Annotated in this window: 18 protein-coding genes; 5 read left to right on the forward strand and 13 right to left on the reverse strand. The window is 67.0% G+C overall.

What is annotated here, in order from left to right; genetic code table 11:
- Positions 1-7 precede the first annotated feature (7 nt).
- From ESB00_RS14725 to flgB, 11 genes are all read right to left on the reverse strand, one after another.
- Complete coding sequence (locus ESB00_RS14725; protein WP_129048555.1) at positions 8-1,849, reverse strand: hypothetical protein; 1,842 nt, start codon at positions 1,847-1,849, stop codon at positions 8-10.
- 61 nt (positions 1,850-1,910) lie between these two features.
- Positions 1,911-2,519, reverse strand: a complete 609-nt coding sequence (locus ESB00_RS14730) for a MotE family protein (RefSeq protein WP_129048556.1) — start codon at positions 2,517-2,519, stop codon at positions 1,911-1,913.
- Complete coding sequence (gene fliJ, locus ESB00_RS14735; protein ID WP_129048557.1) at positions 2,516-2,968, reverse strand: flagellar export protein FliJ; 453 nt, start codon at positions 2,966-2,968, stop codon at positions 2,516-2,518. The genes ESB00_RS14730 and fliJ overlap by 4 nt, the downstream gene beginning before the upstream one ends.
- Positions 2,965-4,287, reverse strand: a complete 1,323-nt coding sequence (locus tag ESB00_RS14740) for a FliI/YscN family ATPase (RefSeq protein WP_129048558.1) — start codon at positions 4,285-4,287, stop codon at positions 2,965-2,967. The genes fliJ and ESB00_RS14740 overlap by 4 nt, the downstream gene beginning before the upstream one ends.
- A complete protein-coding gene (locus ESB00_RS14745; protein WP_129048559.1) occupies positions 4,284-4,862 on the reverse strand; it encodes a FliH/SctL family protein in 579 nt (192 codons plus the stop codon). Before ESB00_RS14745 ends, ESB00_RS14740 begins: the two co-directional genes overlap by 4 nt.
- A gap of 8 nt (positions 4,863-4,870) precedes the next feature.
- Positions 4,871-5,080, reverse strand: a complete 210-nt coding sequence (locus ESB00_RS14750) for a hypothetical protein (RefSeq protein ID WP_129048560.1) — start codon at positions 5,078-5,080, stop codon at positions 4,871-4,873.
- A 4-nt stretch (positions 5,081-5,084) separates the two neighbouring features.
- The gene (gene fliG, locus ESB00_RS14755; RefSeq protein WP_129048561.1) at positions 5,085-6,104 is read right to left on the reverse strand and encodes a flagellar motor switch protein FliG; all 1,020 of its coding nucleotides are present in this window, start codon (positions 6,102-6,104) and stop codon (positions 5,085-5,087) included.
- Between the two features lie 44 nt (positions 6,105-6,148).
- Positions 6,149-7,774 (reverse strand): flagellar basal-body MS-ring/collar protein FliF, encoded by a 1,626-nt coding sequence (gene fliF, locus ESB00_RS14760; protein WP_129048562.1) that lies wholly within the window; start codon positions 7,772-7,774, stop codon positions 6,149-6,151.
- Positions 7,775-7,832: 58 nt separating this feature from the next.
- Positions 7,833-8,177 (reverse strand): flagellar hook-basal body complex protein FliE, encoded by a 345-nt coding sequence (fliE, locus tag ESB00_RS14765; RefSeq protein WP_129048563.1) that lies wholly within the window; start codon positions 8,175-8,177, stop codon positions 7,833-7,835.
- Positions 8,178-8,198: 21 nt separating this feature from the next.
- On the reverse strand, positions 8,199-8,612 hold the full coding sequence (flgC, locus tag ESB00_RS14770) for a flagellar basal body rod protein FlgC (protein WP_129048564.1): 414 nt from the start codon (positions 8,610-8,612) through the stop codon (positions 8,199-8,201).
- An 8-nt stretch (positions 8,613-8,620) separates the two neighbouring features.
- Complete coding sequence (gene flgB, locus ESB00_RS14775; protein ID WP_129048565.1) at positions 8,621-9,007, reverse strand: flagellar basal body rod protein FlgB; 387 nt, start codon at positions 9,005-9,007, stop codon at positions 8,621-8,623.
- A 224-nt stretch (positions 9,008-9,231) separates the two neighbouring features.
- Between flgB and ESB00_RS14780 the strand changes: the two genes are divergently transcribed.
- Genes ESB00_RS14780 through ESB00_RS14790 form a run of 3 tightly spaced genes read left to right on the forward strand, consistent with a single transcriptional unit; the run spans position 9,232 to position 12,409 of the window.
- Positions 9,232-10,056: a CheR family methyltransferase gene (locus ESB00_RS14780; RefSeq protein WP_129048566.1), complete on the forward strand. Its 825-nt coding sequence runs from the start codon at positions 9,232-9,234 to the stop codon at positions 10,054-10,056.
- 2 nt (positions 10,057-10,058) lie between these two features.
- On the forward strand, positions 10,059-11,153 hold the full coding sequence (locus tag ESB00_RS14785; RefSeq protein WP_129048567.1) for a protein-glutamate methylesterase/protein-glutamine glutaminase: 1,095 nt from the start codon (positions 10,059-10,061) through the stop codon (positions 11,151-11,153).
- Positions 11,150-12,409, forward strand: coding sequence for an HD domain-containing phosphohydrolase (locus ESB00_RS14790; RefSeq protein ID WP_129048568.1), 1,260 nt, complete (start codon positions 11,150-11,152; stop codon positions 12,407-12,409). The genes ESB00_RS14785 and ESB00_RS14790 overlap by 4 nt, the downstream gene beginning before the upstream one ends.
- An 81-nt stretch (positions 12,410-12,490) precedes the next feature.
- On the opposite strand, the gene ESB00_RS14795 is transcribed toward ESB00_RS14790, so the two are convergent.
- Positions 12,491-13,216, reverse strand: coding sequence for a PilZ domain-containing protein (locus ESB00_RS14795; protein WP_164976231.1), 726 nt, complete (start codon positions 13,214-13,216; stop codon positions 12,491-12,493).
- A 154-nt stretch (positions 13,217-13,370) separates the two neighbouring features.
- Between ESB00_RS14795 and ESB00_RS14800 the strand changes: the two genes are divergently transcribed.
- The gene (locus ESB00_RS14800) at positions 13,371-13,808 is read left to right on the forward strand and encodes a RidA family protein (protein ID WP_129048570.1); all 438 of its coding nucleotides are present in this window, start codon (positions 13,371-13,373) and stop codon (positions 13,806-13,808) included.
- Between the two features lie 40 nt (positions 13,809-13,848).
- Here the strand turns inward: ESB00_RS14800 and ESB00_RS14805 are convergent, their stop codons facing one another.
- Positions 13,849-14,703, reverse strand: coding sequence for an alpha/beta hydrolase (locus ESB00_RS14805; protein ID WP_129048571.1), 855 nt, complete (start codon positions 14,701-14,703; stop codon positions 13,849-13,851).
- A 210-nt stretch (positions 14,704-14,913) separates the two neighbouring features.
- Between ESB00_RS14805 and ESB00_RS14810 the strand changes: the two genes are divergently transcribed.
- A complete protein-coding gene (locus ESB00_RS14810; RefSeq protein WP_129048572.1) occupies positions 14,914-15,168 on the forward strand; it encodes a hypothetical protein in 255 nt (84 codons plus the stop codon).
- The last annotated feature ends 36 nt before the right edge of the window (positions 15,169-15,204 follow it).

Here is a 15,204-nt window from a genome sequence, read left to right on the forward strand (position 1 = left end):
GATGGGTTCAGGCGAGGGCGGAGAGGCGGAGCGAGGTGGGGAGCATCACCGGGGCGCGCGGGGCGGCCGGCTCGGGGATGAAGGAATCGTTGAGCAGCGCGCGGCGGGCGAAGGCCGTGGCGCCGGACCAGGCGTCGTGGCGGGCACTGGCGTGTTCCTGCGCCTGCTGCTGGGCCTGGCGCTGCGAAGACTGGTGCTGCGCGCCGGCGTCGGCGTTCTGGCCCGGGGTGGCCGGCGAAAACACCGGGTCGAGGAAGCGCTGCAGGTGCGCGGGCGAGGCTGCGGCGACCGCCTGCCATTCCGCCGCGATGGCTTCGCGGAGGGCGGGTGAATCGGTGCGAAAATCCGTGTGTACCTGTCCGTCGCGCATTTCGACGCGCACCGCGAGATCCTCGCCGCCGAACTTCAGGCGCAGCTGCACGCTGCCGGCCCGCTGCATGCTGGCGGTGAACTGGGCTTCGGCGAGGCTGGTGACCGTGGCCACGGCGCGCTCGGCGAAATTTTGTCCCGCAGGAGCAACCGGCTCGGCCGTGATTCGCTCGGCCACCGGATGGGCCACTAGGAAATCTGCCGGCACGGGCGAAACCGAGAAAGTCTCGGCGTGGCCGGGGCGGCGGATTTCTTCAGTCGGGACAGCAATCATGTTGGCGGCCGGTTTAGCAACGGCGATGCCAGCGATTTCAGAGTCCGTCCTATCTCCCTTGTCCCCAGTGAATAGAAAGTTTCTTTCCGCCGGCTTGGTGCGCATGCCCGGAGCGGTGGTTTCGACCGCCGCGAAAGCGGCAAATTTTTCCGGAAGCTTTTCGGCAGCGCGACCGGACTCGGCGGCGACGGGCAGTTGCACCTGCACGCGCACGACCGCCTGACCGGGAATTTCGAGCTCGGCCTGCACTTCGAGCGGGGTGGATTCATCCGCCGGAAGCGAGCGGGCGGCCGGAACGGACTTCGGCGCGACGGGCAGTTCGATCCGGCACTCGATGGCGCCATCCGGCGCGAGCGTCAGGGTCGGTTGGATCGGGGCCGGAGTCAGGGCCGGGGTGGACAGCTCGGTCAGGAGCGGCTGCGCGCTCCCCTGCTCCACCCGAAGAATCCCGTCCGCGGTCGGCGTGACCGGAGCCGCAGGTTCGCTCGGACGCAAGAAAGGCACCTTGGCCTGCTCGGGCAGCGTGGTCGGAAAAGCGCGGCCCGTCGGCAACGTGAACTCCGGCACGGTGGTCAGGACCGGAGCCGGGACAGCTGCGATCGGCTCAGCCGGAGCCGGCAACGGTTGAGATTGATCGAGCGGAGCCGTCAGCCCGTCGGGCGACGGCGCCATTTCGGGCGTGGCCGGGGCGGCGGGCTTTTGACTTTGCACCGGATGCGCCGGACGCGCGTCTCCTCGGACCCCATGGGCCGGTGCCGGCAATTCGGCGGGCACGGGCTTGCCGCTCGGCGGCGTGGCGACCGTGGCATCCCCGATGGTCGGCGTGGCATCACCGGTCGGCGTCGTGGCCGGGACGGTGACCAAGGGTTGGAGCGCTTGCACGACCACGGCCGCAAAGGCCGCGGCCGCTTCGAGTTCTTCGCGCGACGGCTCGGTGGCGGGCGACGGAAAGGATTCGGCCGGGGCGGTGACCACGGGCGCACCCACCGCGAGAACCGGCGGCAGCGTTCCTGCGCCCTTGGCGCCAAGCGTGAGGGAGCCGGGCGACGCGACGACCGCGGTCGGAGTGTCGGCCAGCAGGTCGGCGAACGCTTCCCCACAATTGGAAGCGGCGACCGCGGCGGTTTCAGAGGCAGAGAGGGACGGTTGCACGCCGCCGGCCGTGATGACGGCGGGAGCGAGGAAGTTGGGCAAGGTGGAGGTCATGGGAACTTCCATCCTTGGGGCGCGGCGTTGTGCCAGCCATGGCACGCCGTGGGTTGACTGATCAGGAGGCGGACTTGGCGGCCTTCATGAGGCGGAGTTTTTCGGAGAGGGCGCCCGCGCGTTTGGCGAGCGTGCCCTCGGGCGAAGCGGTCTTGGCCATCTCCTCGAAGATGGGGGCGACGGTCTCGGACTTCATGAGGGAAAGTATTTTCACGACGGTGGTGTCGTCCATTTCGCGCAGGATGGCGACGGCGCCCCGCGGGGTGAGCGTGGCGTAGGTCTGCGCGAGGGCGCGGAGGTTCTTGGACTCGTCGGCGGCGATCTCCACGACCTTGCGCCCGATCTCGGCGCGGAGCGCCTCGATTTCGGTCCGTACCTTGGCGAGTTCCTGCTGCTCGGCCGAGAGGCGGGCGGCGCGCTGGTTGAGCTGCTCGGCCTGCTGGCGCAGGCGCGCGCGCTCCTCCTTGAGTTCGGAGGCAAGACCGTCGATCTCAATGGTCCAGAAATCCCAGCCCTGGGCCTTGTTCTGCTCCATGGGCGAAGGCGGCACGGCCGCGATCGCGGCGGCGACGATCAGCTCGGATGCGCGCCAGAACCAGCCGAGGCCCACGGCGGTGCCGAGCACGATGCCGAGGACGGAGGCGACAACGGGATGGGCGAGCTTCTTCATGAAAGGGCGGGCTGGCGGAAGGCGCGGAAGCCGGCGAGCTCATCGAGCTCCTCCTGGCCCGCACGCAGGACGGCGAGACGGTGTTTCTCCCGGGCCTTTTCCTCGAGCTTGGTGACAATCTTGAGGCGGCGGTTGGCCTCGATGTATTCGGCACGGCGCTTGTTCATGTCCTCGCGGGCCTCGATGACCTCGCGCTCGGCCTCCATGACCGACTGGCACTCGCCGCGATAGACGCGCAGCAGGGCGGCGGCCTCGGCGGCCAGGAACTGGCCCGAACGGCCGTGGAACAGCACCTCGGCGAGCTCGGCGGCGCGCTTGCGCAGCGCGGCCAGCTTTTCCTCGCTCTGGACGTAACGGTGGACGGCGGCGGCAAAAACCTCGCGGGCGCGCTGCTCCTGATGGTTGCGGAGCACGCCCACGGGCTGGAGGGGGAAGCGGAACTTCTTCATGGCGCGACGATGGTTTTGATCCGGGCGAAGCAGTCCGCCCGGTTGGTGAACTCGTTCACGCCCTGCCGCAGGAACTGCCGGAGCGGATCCTGCAGGGCGATGGCGCGGTCGAGCTGGGGGCTGGCGCCCTTCTGATAGGCGCCGATGGACACGAGGTCCTCGTTCTTGCGGTAAAGCGCCAGGTGCTCGCGCGCCGCGGCGGCGTGGGCCACCTCGTCGGGCGAACAGATGTCGCGGGTGAGGCGGCTGACGCTTTCAAGGACGTCAATCGCCGGGTAATGGTTGAAGTGCGCCAGGTGGCGCGAAAGCACGATGTGGCCGTCGAGGATACCGCGCACGGCGTCGGCCACGGGCTCGTTCATGTCGTCGCCCTCGACCAGCACGGTGTAGAGGGCGGTGATGGAACCCTTTTCGCCGGCGCCGGTGCGCTCGAGCAGGCGCGGCAGCAGCGCGAACACGGAGGGCGTGTAGCCGCGCGTGGTGGGCGGTTCGCCGACGGCGAGGCCGATTTCGCGCTGGGCCATGGCGAAGCGCGTGACCGAGTCCATCATCAGGAGCACGTTCTTGCCGGCGTCACGGTAGGACTCGGCAATCGAGGTGGCGGTGAAGGCGGCGCGCAGGCGGAGCGGCGCGGAGGTGTCGGAGGTCGCGACCACGACGACCGCGCGCTTGAGGCCTTCGGGGCCGAGGTCCTTCTCGAGGAATTCACGGACTTCGCGGCCACGCTCGCCCACGAGCGCGACGACCACGACGTCGGCGTTGCAGCCGCGGGCGATCATGCCGAGGAGCGTGGACTTGCCGACGCCGGAACCGGCGAACAGGCCGAGCCGCTGGCCGCGGCCGAGCGGAATGAAAGTGTCGATGGCGCGCACGCCGGTCGGGAGCGCGTCCTTGATGCGCTGGCGGCGCAGCGGGTGCGGCGGCTTGGTGTCGTGCTCGGAGCGGTCCACCGGCAGCAGGCCGAGATTGTCCATCGGGCGGCCGAGCGCGTCGAGCACGCGGCCGAGCAGTTCCGGACCGGGCTTGGGCAGCGGCGGCCGGTCGGCGGCGGCGACCTCGCAGCCCACGTGCAACCCGGCGGTGTCGCCGAGCGGCATGAGCAGGACGCGGTGTTCGCGGAAACCGACGACCTCGGCGCGGACCGAGTAGCCGGTGCGCGGCGACTTCACCACGCAGATTTCGCCGAGACCGACATTGGGGCCCTCGGAGTCGATAATGAGGCCCGCGATGCCCGTGACCGTGCCCACGCGCTGCACGGCCGGCGCATGCCGCACCTGGGAGCGGAGGACATCCACCATGGGAATGATCGTGGCGCTCATTCTCCGGTGAGACCGTGGGTGAGCACGGCTAGCTTGGTTTGCTGGCGGGCATCGGTCAGGCCGAAACGGCTGCGCACCAGGCAATCGCCGGGCTGCAGGTTGGCGTCGGTCTTGACCTTGAGTCCCGGGTAGCGGTTGAGCCAGCCGGGGTTGACCTGCTCGAGCAGGGCGGCGTCGCGCGGGCAGAGCGAAAGCTCCAGACCTTCCCGCTCGGGAAACAGCTGCTGCAGGGCCTCGTGACAAAGTTTCTCGACGATCTCGGCGGAGGGTTCGAAACCGGCCAGCAGGCGGTGGGCGAGGTCCACGGCGAGCGCGGGCAGCGCCTCGCGAAGCTGCGCCAGCGTGGCGGCCTCGACGCCGGCAAGCTTGCCGAGCACACCCTCGCTGAGTTCCTGCATGTCCACGCGCATCTCGACGAGCTTCTGGTCCACGGCGGCACGGGTGGCATCGACGCCCTTGTGGTAGGCGGCCTCAACCTTGGCGGCAACCTCCGCCTCGGTGAATGCGCGGCCGGCGCCGGGCAGCACGGCGCCGATCAGCGGACGGTCAAAGGCGATGAGTTTGGCGAAGGGCATGGCGGGATTCAGGCCGAAAGACGGAGGGGCGTCGCGGAGCGCGGACGGCGGCGGTTGCGACGAAGGGCGAAAGCCGGGCCGGAGCGGAACGGCGCGAGCACATTGTCCTCGCCGAAGCTGCGCATGATGCCGCGCTGCACCCACTCGGGCGCGGCGGGGCGAACCTGGAACGGTTCGCGGATGGAGCTGAAACTCTGGGACTGGATGAAGTCGTGCATGGGGTCAGGCGATGACGGCGGCGGAGTCGGCGTCGATGGTGATCTGGCCCTCCTCCTCGAGGCGGCGGACGGCCTGGATGATGAGATCCTGCGCGGCCTCGACGTCCTTGAGGCGGACCGGCCCGAGCATCTCGATTTCCTCCTTGAGGCTCTCGGCGGCGCGCTTGGAGAGGCCGGCATAGACCTTGTTGCGCAAGGGCTCGCTGGCGGACTTGAGGGCGATGCCGAGGTTGCCGGAGTCGATCTCGCGCAGGACGCGCTGGAGGTCGGCGGACTGGAGGCGGTTGAGGTCCTCGAAGCTGAAGAGTTTCTTGCGGATGGCGGCGCTGAGGGAGGCGTTGCGCTCCTCCAGGCGGCCAAGCAGGGTCTTGCTGAGGTCCTTCTCCAGGCTGTTGAGCAGGCTGGCCACCGCGCGCACGCCGCCGCTGTGATGGAAGGCGGGGCGCTTCTTCGTGTCGAAGTGCTTGCCGAGACTGCGGGCGATTTTGTTCACCAGCTCGATGGAGGTGGACTCGATCGTGCCGAGCCGCTCGATGACTTCCTCGCGCAAATCGGGGCTGAGCAGCGGGAACACCTCGGCGGCCTTGGTGGGCTCGAGGTAGGAGAGAACGAACGAGATCGTCTGCGGCTGCTCGTTCTTGATGAGATTGAAAATCTGGCGCCCCTCCATGTCGCTGATGTCCTTGATGACCTCGATGGAGGTGCCGACGGCCGGGCCGACGCGGCCGACGATGGCCGAGGCGCGGTGGTCACCCTTGGCGAGTTCCAGGGTACGCTGGACAAAGCCGATGCCGCCGGTGGCCGCCTGCACACTGCTGGCGACGACGGAGGAAAACTCCTCCATGGCCTGCTTCACGACGTTGTCCGGGATCATCTCAAACGCGGCCATCTCACGGCTGAGATTCTCGATCTCGATGTCGTCAAACTGCTTCAGGATCTGCGCCGCCGTATCCGGACCGATGCTGATCAGGAAGACGGCCAGCTTCTGGTGGCGGTTGAGCTTGGAGAAATCGATGTCGGCCATGGCGGGAGGGAGCTCAGGAGCGGGTTTTCAAGTGGGGGCCGGGCTCAGTTGTTCTTCGAGGCGGCGGGCGTGCCGACCCAGTCCCGCAGGGCGGTGCCAATGTTCACAGGCTTCTGTTTGATGAGCTCGTTGAGCATCTCGGGCGTGACGGCGGAGCCGTTCTGGAGGGAGCGGGCGGCCATCTCGGGCGGCATCTGGAGAACCTCGACCGGAACCGGCTCGGGCTTCTGGCGCGAGAGCATGCGGAGGAAGATGAGGAGGACCAGGGCGGCGCCGCCCACGGCGGACCAGCGGCTGCCGGCCTCGATCCAGCCCTGCCACTTGTTCTCGGCGTGGATGGCCTGGAGCTGCTCGGAGACCGGTTCGGCGGCGAAGGGGACTTCGGTTAGGGTGACGATGGTGTCGAGCGGCTGACCGGGCTCGGGTTTGAGCCCGAGGGCGTTGACGACCACCGCGCGGAGCGTGGCGAGTTCCTCGGCGGTGCGCGGCTGCGGCACGGCCTGCGGCGCGGGGGCGCCCTCGGCGGGCGGCGTGGCGGCGGCGGGCGCGACCGGCTGACGCTGTGCCACGAGCACGGCGGCGGTCACGTTCTTGATCGTGCCCGGGTTGCGCGTGGTGTTGGTGAGCGTGCGGTTGATCTCGTAGGTGGTGGTGCGGTTCTTGCGGTTCTGCTCGCTGTTGGAAACCGGACGGTTGGCCGCGCCCTCGGTGGTGGCGGCCTTCTCGGGCACGTTGGCGCTCACGCCGACGGCGCCGCCGCCGCTGCGGGTCTCGCTGGAGGTGTTCACATCCTCGGTGGAGGTCTGCGAGCGCACGACCTGGCCCTCGGGATCATACACCTCTGCGGAGATGGTGGTGGCCTCGGTCTCGATGTCGGCGGAGACGCGGACGACGGCGTTGCCGGGGCCGATGACCTGCGCGAGCATGGTCTCGACCTTCTTGGAGAGGTAATCCTCAACCTGCTGCTTGTAGCGCATCTGCGAGGAGGCGGTGCCGAGCGTGGGGTCCTGCTTGAGATCCTCGGAGAGCACGCGGCCGCGGTTGTCCACGACGGCGACCTGGTCGGGTCCGAGCCCCTGCACGGCGTTGGCCACGAGGTGGCGGATGGCGTTGACCTGGTCCACCTCGAGACGGCCGCCGCCCATGTCCACGAAGACCGAGGCGGTGGGCTTGATGCCGTTGTCGGTAAGGAGCAGGCGGTTTTCCGGTTGCACAATCATGACGCGCGCGGCGCGAACGCCGGAGAGCTGGCTGATGGTGCGGGCGAGTTCGCCCTGGAGCGCGCGGAGGTAGTTGGTGCGCTGCACGAAATCGCTCAGACCGAACTGGCCCTTGTCGAAGATCTCAAAGCCCACGCCCTCGCCGCTCGGGAGACCCTTGGCCGCGAGGTCCATGCGGAGCTTGTGCACGCGTTCGGCCGGCACGGAGACCGTGCCGCCGCCGGCGGAAATCTGGTGCGGGATGTTCTGCGACTGCAGGTAGCTGATGACCGCGGACGAATCCTTGTCGCCGAGGCGGGCGTAAAGCAGCTGGTAGTCGGGCCGGCGCGACCAGAGGACCACGGCAATCATGCCGCCGATGACGGCCACGGCGGCGACGATCAGCGACACGCGCTGGTTCAGGCCGAGCTGGGACCAGAGATCGAGGAGGGATTGGGCGAATTTCTTCATGGGGCGTTGGCCGGAGGAGAAAGAGTAGGATTAAGGGAGGGAGAACGGCCGGGCAGGCTCACACCTGCATGCGCATCAGTTCCTGGTAGGATTCGACGAGCTTGTTGCGGACCTCGACCATCAGGCTGAAAGCCACCGAGGCCTCCTGCATGGCGATCACGCTCTGGTGCAATTGGTCGTTGTTGCCGAGCAACACCTGCTTGGTGAGATCGACGGACGTGGCCTGCTTTTCGGCGACGGTGGAGACAAGTCCCTCCAGCACCGAGCCGAAGTTTGCGGCGGGCTGGGCCAGACGCATGCCATCGGGCAACGGCGCGGCGATGACCGGCTTGTGCGCCGGGTCGAGGCCCTTGAGCGGGAGTGCGTTGATGGCCGCGGGGGAAATGGAGCCGATGACGGACATGGGGAGAGGGGTGCAGCGGGCTTACTTGCCGATTTCCAAGGTCTTCATCGCGAGCGTGCGCGAGTTTTTCACGACGGAGAGATTCGCCTCGTAGGCGCGGGAGGCGGTGATCAGGTCCACCATCTCGAAGGCGAGGTTCACATTGGGCATCTGGACGGTGCCGTCGGGACCGGCGTCGGGATGCTGCGGGTTGTAAACCGCCTGGCCGGGCGCCTTGTCGGCGGAGATGCTTGAAACGGAGATGGTCTGGAGCGGGGAGCCGCCCGCGCGCTTCACGAGCTCGTTCTCGAAGGAGACGATCTTGCGCTTGTAGGGGCCGCCCTCGGGCGTGCGTGTGGTCTGGGCGTTGGCGATGTTCTGCGCGACGATGTCGAGGCGGATCTTCTGGGCGGTCAGCGCGCCGGAGGTGATATCTACGCCGGAGATGAGGTTCATGGCGGGAATCAGGCGACGCGGCCGGTGATGGCCATCTTGAGCTGCTTGATGTTGCCCGAGACGATCTCGGTCAGATATTCGTATTCGACGGCGTTCTTGTTCATCGCGAGGAGCTCCTTCTCGATCTCCACGGAGTTGCCGTCGGGCCGCACGGAACGGGCGAAAGGATCCTGCGCGAGCGTGGGCTTGAGCGTATCCTTCACGGCCATCAGGTCACCGGCCCGGACGCGGGACTTGAGCTGCTCGGCGAAATCGGCCGACACCTCAAGGCGTCGATATCCCGGGGTCTCGGAGTTGGCGATGTTGGAGGCGATGGCCTCCTGGCGCAGCGCCGCCGCGTCGAGAAGCTTCCTAGCCACCTGATAGTTCTCGGACTGGAAGATGGGATCGATCATGCGCAGTCCTTTACCACGCCGCATGCCAGCAAGCGGATGCACCGCTGTAAGCACTGATGCCCAACGCGATAAAATTTTCTCCCGGAAGCCCGCCGGCCAGTCGCAAATCGCTGTCGGCCAGGAGGGCAAATTTTGCCGGACCAAATTCGACCCGCGCCGGCTAAATTAACCGAGGGTCCTTAATAGCCGGCCATTTGGGCCGATGGAGGGGGGACCCAAACCTTATGAGGGAAAGTGAGTTCGAGTTCATCCGCAATCTGGTCTATCAACGCAGCCGCATCTGTCTCGACGCCGGCAAACGCGAGATGGTCTCGGCGCGCCTGGGCAAACGCCTGCGCGCCACCAACCTCACCTCGGTGACGGACTACTGCCGCCTGCTGCAATCGCCGCAGGCCGGCGAGGAGCTGGCGCACCTGATCGACACGATCTCGACCAACCACACGTTCTTCTTCCGCGAGAACGCACACTTCGATTTCGTCCGCGACCGCATCGTGCCCGAGATGCGCCAACGCCAGCGCACCGAGCGCTGGCCGCGTTTTCTCGCGTGGAGCGCCGCCTGTTCCTCCGGCGAAGAGCCCTACTCGCTCGCCATCACGCTCCAGGAGGCGCTCGGCACCGAATGGGACTGGCACATCCAGTGCACCGACATCTCGCACCGCATTCTCGACCAGGCCGGCAAGGCCATCTACCGCACCGACATCATCGAGCGGATGCCGGCCGCCACGGTGAAGAAATATTTCCAGAAGGGCGTGGGCCCCCAGGAGGGCAACTACCGCGTGCGCGCCGAACTGCGCCAGCGCCTCTCTTTCCACCAGCTCAACCTGCTCGACCGCGAGTCCCCCCTGCCCGATCTCTTCCACGTCATCTTCTGCCGCAACGTCATGATCTACTTCGACCGGCAGACACAGGAGGAACTCGTGCGCCGGCTCGCCAAGAAGCTGATCCCCGGCGGCTACCTGCTCGTCGGTCACTCCGAGAGCCTCACCGGCATCAACCACTCGCTCGAACTCGTCCGTCCCGCCACCTACCGCCGGCCGCCGGCCTCCTGATCATGTCCGTCGTCCGCAAAATCCGCGTCCTTATCGTCGATGATTCCGCCTTCGTGCGGAAGATCGCGGGCGACACGCTGGCCGCCGATCCGGCGATCGAGGTCGTCGGCACCGCCGGCGACCCCTACCAGGCGCGGGACCGCATCCGCGAGCTGCGGCCCGATGTGCTCACGCTCGACCTGGAAATGCCGCGCATGGACGGTCTCACCTTCCTGCGTCTGCTCATGGAGCATCGGCCGATGCCCGTCATCGTGCTCAGCTCCCTGACGCAGCGCGGGTCCGACTACGCGCTTGAGGCCCTGAAGCTCGGCGCCGTGGACGTGCTCGGCAAGCCGGCGGGTTCCAGCTCCTTTGGCACCCTCGGGCCGCGCCTCGTGGCGATGGTCAAGGCCGCGGCCACGGCGCGCGTGCGCCCGAACGCCGCGGTCGGCGCCGTGGTGAACCGCGCCCTGCCCGCGCCGCTGCGCACCGATCCGCGCGCGTTGATTCTGCTCGGCGCCTCCACCGGCGGCCCCGAGTCGCTGCGCGAGGTGCTCACCGCCCTGCCCGCCGGGCTGCCCGGCATCGCCATCGTGCAGCATATTCCTGCCGGCTTCTCCAGGGCCTACGCCGACCGCCTGAACGGGATCTGCGCCTTCCCCGTGCGCGAGGCCGTGGATGGCGAGCGGCTCGACCCCGGCATGGCGCTCATCGCTCCCGGCAATTTTCACATGATGCTCGGCTGGCACGTGGACCACTACCGCGTGCGCGTGACCGACGGTCCGCAGATCTGGCACCAGCGCCCCGCCGTGGACCTCCTCTTCAAGTCCGCCGCCGACTGCGGCGCCGCCCCGCACTCCGTCGCCGGCATCCTGACCGGCATGGGCAAGGACGGTGCGGAAGGCCTCTTGCGTCTGCGGGAGAAAGGTGCCACCACGTTCGCACAGGACGAGGCCAGCTGCGTCGTTTACGGCATGCCCAAGGCCGCTTGGGAAAACGGCGCCGCCCAGCGCCAGTTGCCCCTCGACCGCATCGCCGCCTACCTGACCTCGCGCCACCTCGCCCGGCTCTCCCACCCGCCCTTCCCCGTGCCGGCGACGACTCCCACGACCCCATGACCGAACAATCCCACACCATCCTGATCGTGGACGACGAGCCCGTGGTGCTCGGCGCGCTCAAGGAGACGCTCGAGCGCGAGCGCTACCATGTGGTCGCCTGTTCCAGCCCGGTGAAGGCCCTCGCCATTCTCGCGGAGCGGCAGTTCGCCGTGATCATTTCCGACCAGCGCATGCCCGAGATGCTCGGCCTCGATTTCCTCGTCGAGAGCCGCAAGACCCACCCGCACGCCTCGCGCATCCTCGTGACCGCGGTGCTCGCGCTGCCCACGATCGTCGAGGCCATCAACCGCGGCGAAATCTTCCGCTTCATCGCCAAGCCCTGGCTGCGCGAGGAGCTGCTGGCCACCGTGCGCAACGCCATCCAGCGCCACGACCTGATCGTGCGCAACGAGGCCCTCCAGGCCCGCTCGCAGGAGCTGAACGCCCAGCTCACCCTCGCCAACGCCGCCCTGGAGCAGAAGCTCAAGGACCTCGAGACCGAGCGCACCAAGCTTGACGCCGCCAACCACGAGCTCTCCGCCCGCTACGACAGCTCGCTCGAGTTGTGCCGCCGCATCCTCACCGCCTACGATCCCGTGCTCGGCGGCCAGGCCAAGACGCTCGTCGAGTTCGCCACGAAGATGGGTGAGAATGAACATTTCTCGGCCGAGGAACGCCAGGCCCTCGTTTCCGCCGCCTGGATGTGCGACCTCGGCCTCATCGGCATCTCGCGCGAACTGCTGCGCACCTTCCGCCAGTCACCCGGCAGCCTCACCGAGCGCGAGCGCGGTACGCTGCAGAACCACCCCGTTTACAGCCAGACGCTCGCCGCGCTGGTGGATCCGGCGCCCGCGATCGGCGCGATCATCCGCGGCCACCACGAGCGCTTCGATGGCACGGGGTATCCCGACGGTCTCGTCGGCAAGAACATCCCCTGGGCCGCGCGCTGCCTCGCGGTGGCCGTGGGCTACGTGGAATCGGGCCTGCCCAAGCAGGCCGCCATCGACCAGCTTCTCGCCAAGTCAGGCACGCACTACGACCCCGAGGCCGTGCGCCTCTTTCTCAAGGTTTCCAACCTGGTGAACCTCCCCCGCAGCGTACGCGAGATCCTGCTCGACGAACTCGAGCCCGGCATGGTGCTGGCCACGGGCATCTACAGCCCGCACGGCCTGCTGCTGATTGGCGAAGGCCAGCTCCTCGGCCCCGCCACGATCAACAAGATCCGCGACCACAACCAGATCGCCCCCATCAGCCAGCGGCTGTTGGTGTATTCCTAAGCCGCAGGCACTGAACGCTGAAGGCTGAGGGATTCCCGGCGAATGGGGTCACGCGTGACCCCATCAGGAGGAAGATCCGGCTTAGCTCACCAGCCGTAGGAGCCGGCGGATATCCGGTGCGAAGGTCTTGGGCAGGTTTGAAGCCGCGAGGGAAAATTCCCAGCGGGCCTCGGCCTCCTGCTCCTTGGTGAGGACCGACGAACCACCGCCCGCCAGCGACCGGAAAGCCACCCGCGCCTTGTTGTCGAGCATGTCCGTGCCGGCACCCGACAAGGCCGCACCGAAGCGTGCCATCGCAAAATCGAAGGCAACCAAATTGCGCTCCGGCTTGTCGTCGCGCCACACCACCAGCTTCGTCTCGCCGGCGCCAAGGTATTCCTCCCGGTAGCGGCCCGCTTCGGCGCCCGTTTCCCCGGCCTTAAGCGTTGAACTCGCGACAATCGTCTTCAGGAACGGCTCGTAGATTTTGTCCGCCCCGGCGAAGGACAGGTCAAAGCGCACGCCGCAGACGGAGTAGCGCGCCGAGCAGACGTAGTGGGCCAGGATGCCCCGCAGCTCTGCTTTGCGTCCGGCGTGGGACAGCTTCAGCACGCAGCTGTCGCCCTTGTAGGCCACGGCCGCGAGGCTGATCTGGATGTGGGCGCCCGAGGTTGAGACATCCACGAGGGTACCCGGCCAGTCCTTGCTCGCCGTGCCCGCATCGGAGCTGCGCAGCAGGATCGCGGCCTTCAAGCGGCAATCGTCGCTCACCGCGTAGCGGGTGTGCTTGCGTTTGGAATCCCCAGACTTGGTGTCGGCTGAACTCATGGTTTGAGGGTTAACATGACACTTCCCCGGCAAAGCACAATGAAGAGCCCAAAGAAAGTCCGGTTGCTGATGACCCCGGCAACGGTTGCTTTTCAGTCCGACCACGGGCCTGAAGGAGTTTAGGTTTCCGCGGTGTTTCCCGGCATACACCCGCATGAAATCCCTATCCTTCTCCTGCTTCCTCCTGGCCAGCACCTTGGCCGCATTCGCCAGCATCCCTGCGCTCCCCGTCGAAAAGTTGAAGCTCGGCGACTGGGAGGACGACATTGGCTACCGGCAAGCGGTGCGGGTGGGCAACACGGTCTTCATCTCCGGCACGGTGGGGACCGGGCCCATGCCCGTCGCGATGCGGGAGGCTTACGGTGTCCTCGAAACCACGCTCAAGCACTTTGGCCTCACCTTCGCCCACGTGGTCAAGGAGACCATCCATACCACCGACTTCGAGGCCTTGAAGGCGAACCTGGCCGTGCGGCGCGGCTTTTACGGCAAGGATTTCCCCGCAGCCACCTGGGTGCAGGTTGGCCGGCTCTACGAACCCAATCACGTCATTGAGATCGAGCTCGTGGCCGTAATCCCCGAACCGGCCAAGTGAGGCCGGGGACATGGTGCACCCCTCGCAGCACCCTCGACGATCAATCCCGCGAAAGGGCCCAGGCCAAAAATCCCGGGAGCAGGTCCGCCCAAGCGGTTTCGTGGTGTTCGCCCCCTTCAACCAAGACGTAGTGGAGATTGCGCCCGCGTTCCGCCCCTTTGCTCTCCAATTCACCGACCAAGTCGGAAGTATCCTGCACGGCATCGATCACGCCGTTGCCGTCACGATCGTCGGTTTCTTCCTTGGTCCCGACGGAGAACCACCAGCGCTGGTCCGCCGTGCGGGGCGCTGCGGCCCGCACTTGGCGATGAGCCAGTCGCGATGACTGCCGCACGGCAGCCGAACCGTCTTCACCCCGCCACCAGAACGAACCAGAGAAGACTCCCGCAAAGCCAAAAACTTCAGGATGCCGCCAGGCCAGATCGAAAGCCGCCAGGCCACCCAGCGATGAGCCCATGATACCTGTGCGCTTGGGGTCCGCCAAGATGCCATAACGAGCCCGCACTGCTGGCAGCACAGCCTTGGTCACGAATCTCTGGAAATCCACCGCCTGCCTTCCGCGGCCTGCATAATCCAGCACGCCGGCCAGGCCGTATTCCTCAACCCGATCCCGGCCTGACGGAATCGCGATAACCAGGGGCACCCGCCGGCCTTGCGCCTTGAGGTGGGCGAGCGCCGCTTCCAATCGCCAGGCTTCCATATTTTGCCCGTCAAGGGCGACCAGCACCGGTGTCGAAGCCGTGACCTTGTCAGGCACATAAATCCTCACCTCCCGCGCCTCCACTCGTCCAAAATCCAGTCCGGACAGCAATTCGACCGCAGCCCCGACAGGGATCACCGCACCACCGGCCAAAAACATGCCCAGATACGCCAGGATGGTCTGCCATCTTTGCATGAAATCCGTTTTGCCGGACCCCGCCGTTGAAGCAAGCGTCGGAGCTTATCTGCCGACTGGGCGGCATTGTTGCTCCGCGCGGCAGTTTCTGCCGCGTCTAGGATTCTATACGTGGCACAAGCGGAGGATTTCTCATCCAGTCAATCACTTCAGCAGGTGCGCCGTTAGGTGGCATGGCTGATGCAATTTCACTGGGCACCCCCTCGCCCCATGAACTTTCCTGCCGACCCTGTAATCCGCCAGCAGCTTCCTGGCATCGCTCAGATCATCCGCGACGAAACCTGGCTCGAAGCCGAGCGCCGCGGCCACACCGTGCCATCCGACGACCCGGTGGTCCGTGCCAATGTCTGCGCCGTAATCCTGCGCATCGGGGCCCGGATGCGTGACGACGCCCTTCAGCAGATCGCCGCCGAGCTGAGCAGCTGCACCCACGTCCGTCACCTGGCCTGGCATCGTGCGGCCTGAGACCGGATCGGGGACCAAGAAATTAGCATCGCCGCG

Source organism: Oleiharenicola lentus (genome assembly GCF_004118375.1).
Taxonomy (GTDB): domain Bacteria; phylum Verrucomicrobiota; class Verrucomicrobiia; order Opitutales; family Opitutaceae; genus Lacunisphaera; species Lacunisphaera lenta.

Coding starts and splice junctions, on each gene's coding strand:
- ESB00_RS14745 (WP_129048559.1), bottom strand. CDS start 4,862: ATGCCCTTCGCCAAACTCATCGCCTTTGACCGTCCGCTGATCGGCGCC.
- ESB00_RS14795 (WP_164976231.1), bottom strand. CDS start 13,216: ATGAGTTCAGCCGACACCAAGTCTGGGGATTCCAAACGCAAGCACACC.
- ESB00_RS14730 (WP_129048556.1), bottom strand. CDS start 2,519: ATGAAGAAGCTCGCCCATCCCGTTGTCGCCTCCGTCCTCGGCATCGTG.
- flgB (WP_129048565.1), bottom strand. CDS start 9,007: ATGATCGATCCCATCTTCCAGTCCGAGAACTATCAGGTGGCTAGGAAG.
- ESB00_RS14800 (WP_129048570.1), top strand. CDS start 13,371: ATGAAATCCCTATCCTTCTCCTGCTTCCTCCTGGCCAGCACCTTGGCC.
- ESB00_RS14750 (WP_129048560.1), bottom strand. CDS start 5,080: ATGCACGACTTCATCCAGTCCCAGAGTTTCAGCTCCATCCGCGAACCG.
- ESB00_RS14790 (WP_129048568.1), top strand. CDS start 11,150: ATGACCGAACAATCCCACACCATCCTGATCGTGGACGACGAGCCCGTG.
- ESB00_RS14780 (WP_129048566.1), top strand. CDS start 9,232: ATGAGGGAAAGTGAGTTCGAGTTCATCCGCAATCTGGTCTATCAACGC.
- ESB00_RS14740 (WP_129048558.1), bottom strand. CDS start 4,287: ATGAGCGCCACGATCATTCCCATGGTGGATGTCCTCCGCTCCCAGGTG.
- ESB00_RS14785 (WP_129048567.1), top strand. CDS start 10,059: ATGTCCGTCGTCCGCAAAATCCGCGTCCTTATCGTCGATGATTCCGCC.
- fliG (WP_129048561.1), bottom strand. CDS start 6,104: ATGGCCGACATCGATTTCTCCAAGCTCAACCGCCACCAGAAGCTGGCC.
- fliJ (WP_129048557.1), bottom strand. CDS start 2,968: ATGAAGAAGTTCCGCTTCCCCCTCCAGCCCGTGGGCGTGCTCCGCAAC.
- ESB00_RS14805 (WP_129048571.1), bottom strand. CDS start 14,703: ATGCAAAGATGGCAGACCATCCTGGCGTATCTGGGCATGTTTTTGGCC.
- ESB00_RS14725 (WP_129048555.1), bottom strand. CDS start 1,849: ATGACCTCCACCTTGCCCAACTTCCTCGCTCCCGCCGTCATCACGGCC.
- ESB00_RS14810 (WP_129048572.1), top strand. CDS start 14,914: ATGAACTTTCCTGCCGACCCTGTAATCCGCCAGCAGCTTCCTGGCATC.
- fliE (WP_129048563.1), bottom strand. CDS start 8,177: ATGTCCGTCATCGGCTCCATTTCCCCCGCGGCCATCAACGCACTCCCG.
- fliF (WP_129048562.1), bottom strand. CDS start 7,774: ATGAAGAAATTCGCCCAATCCCTCCTCGATCTCTGGTCCCAGCTCGGC.
- flgC (WP_129048564.1), bottom strand. CDS start 8,612: ATGAACCTCATCTCCGGCGTAGATATCACCTCCGGCGCGCTGACCGCC.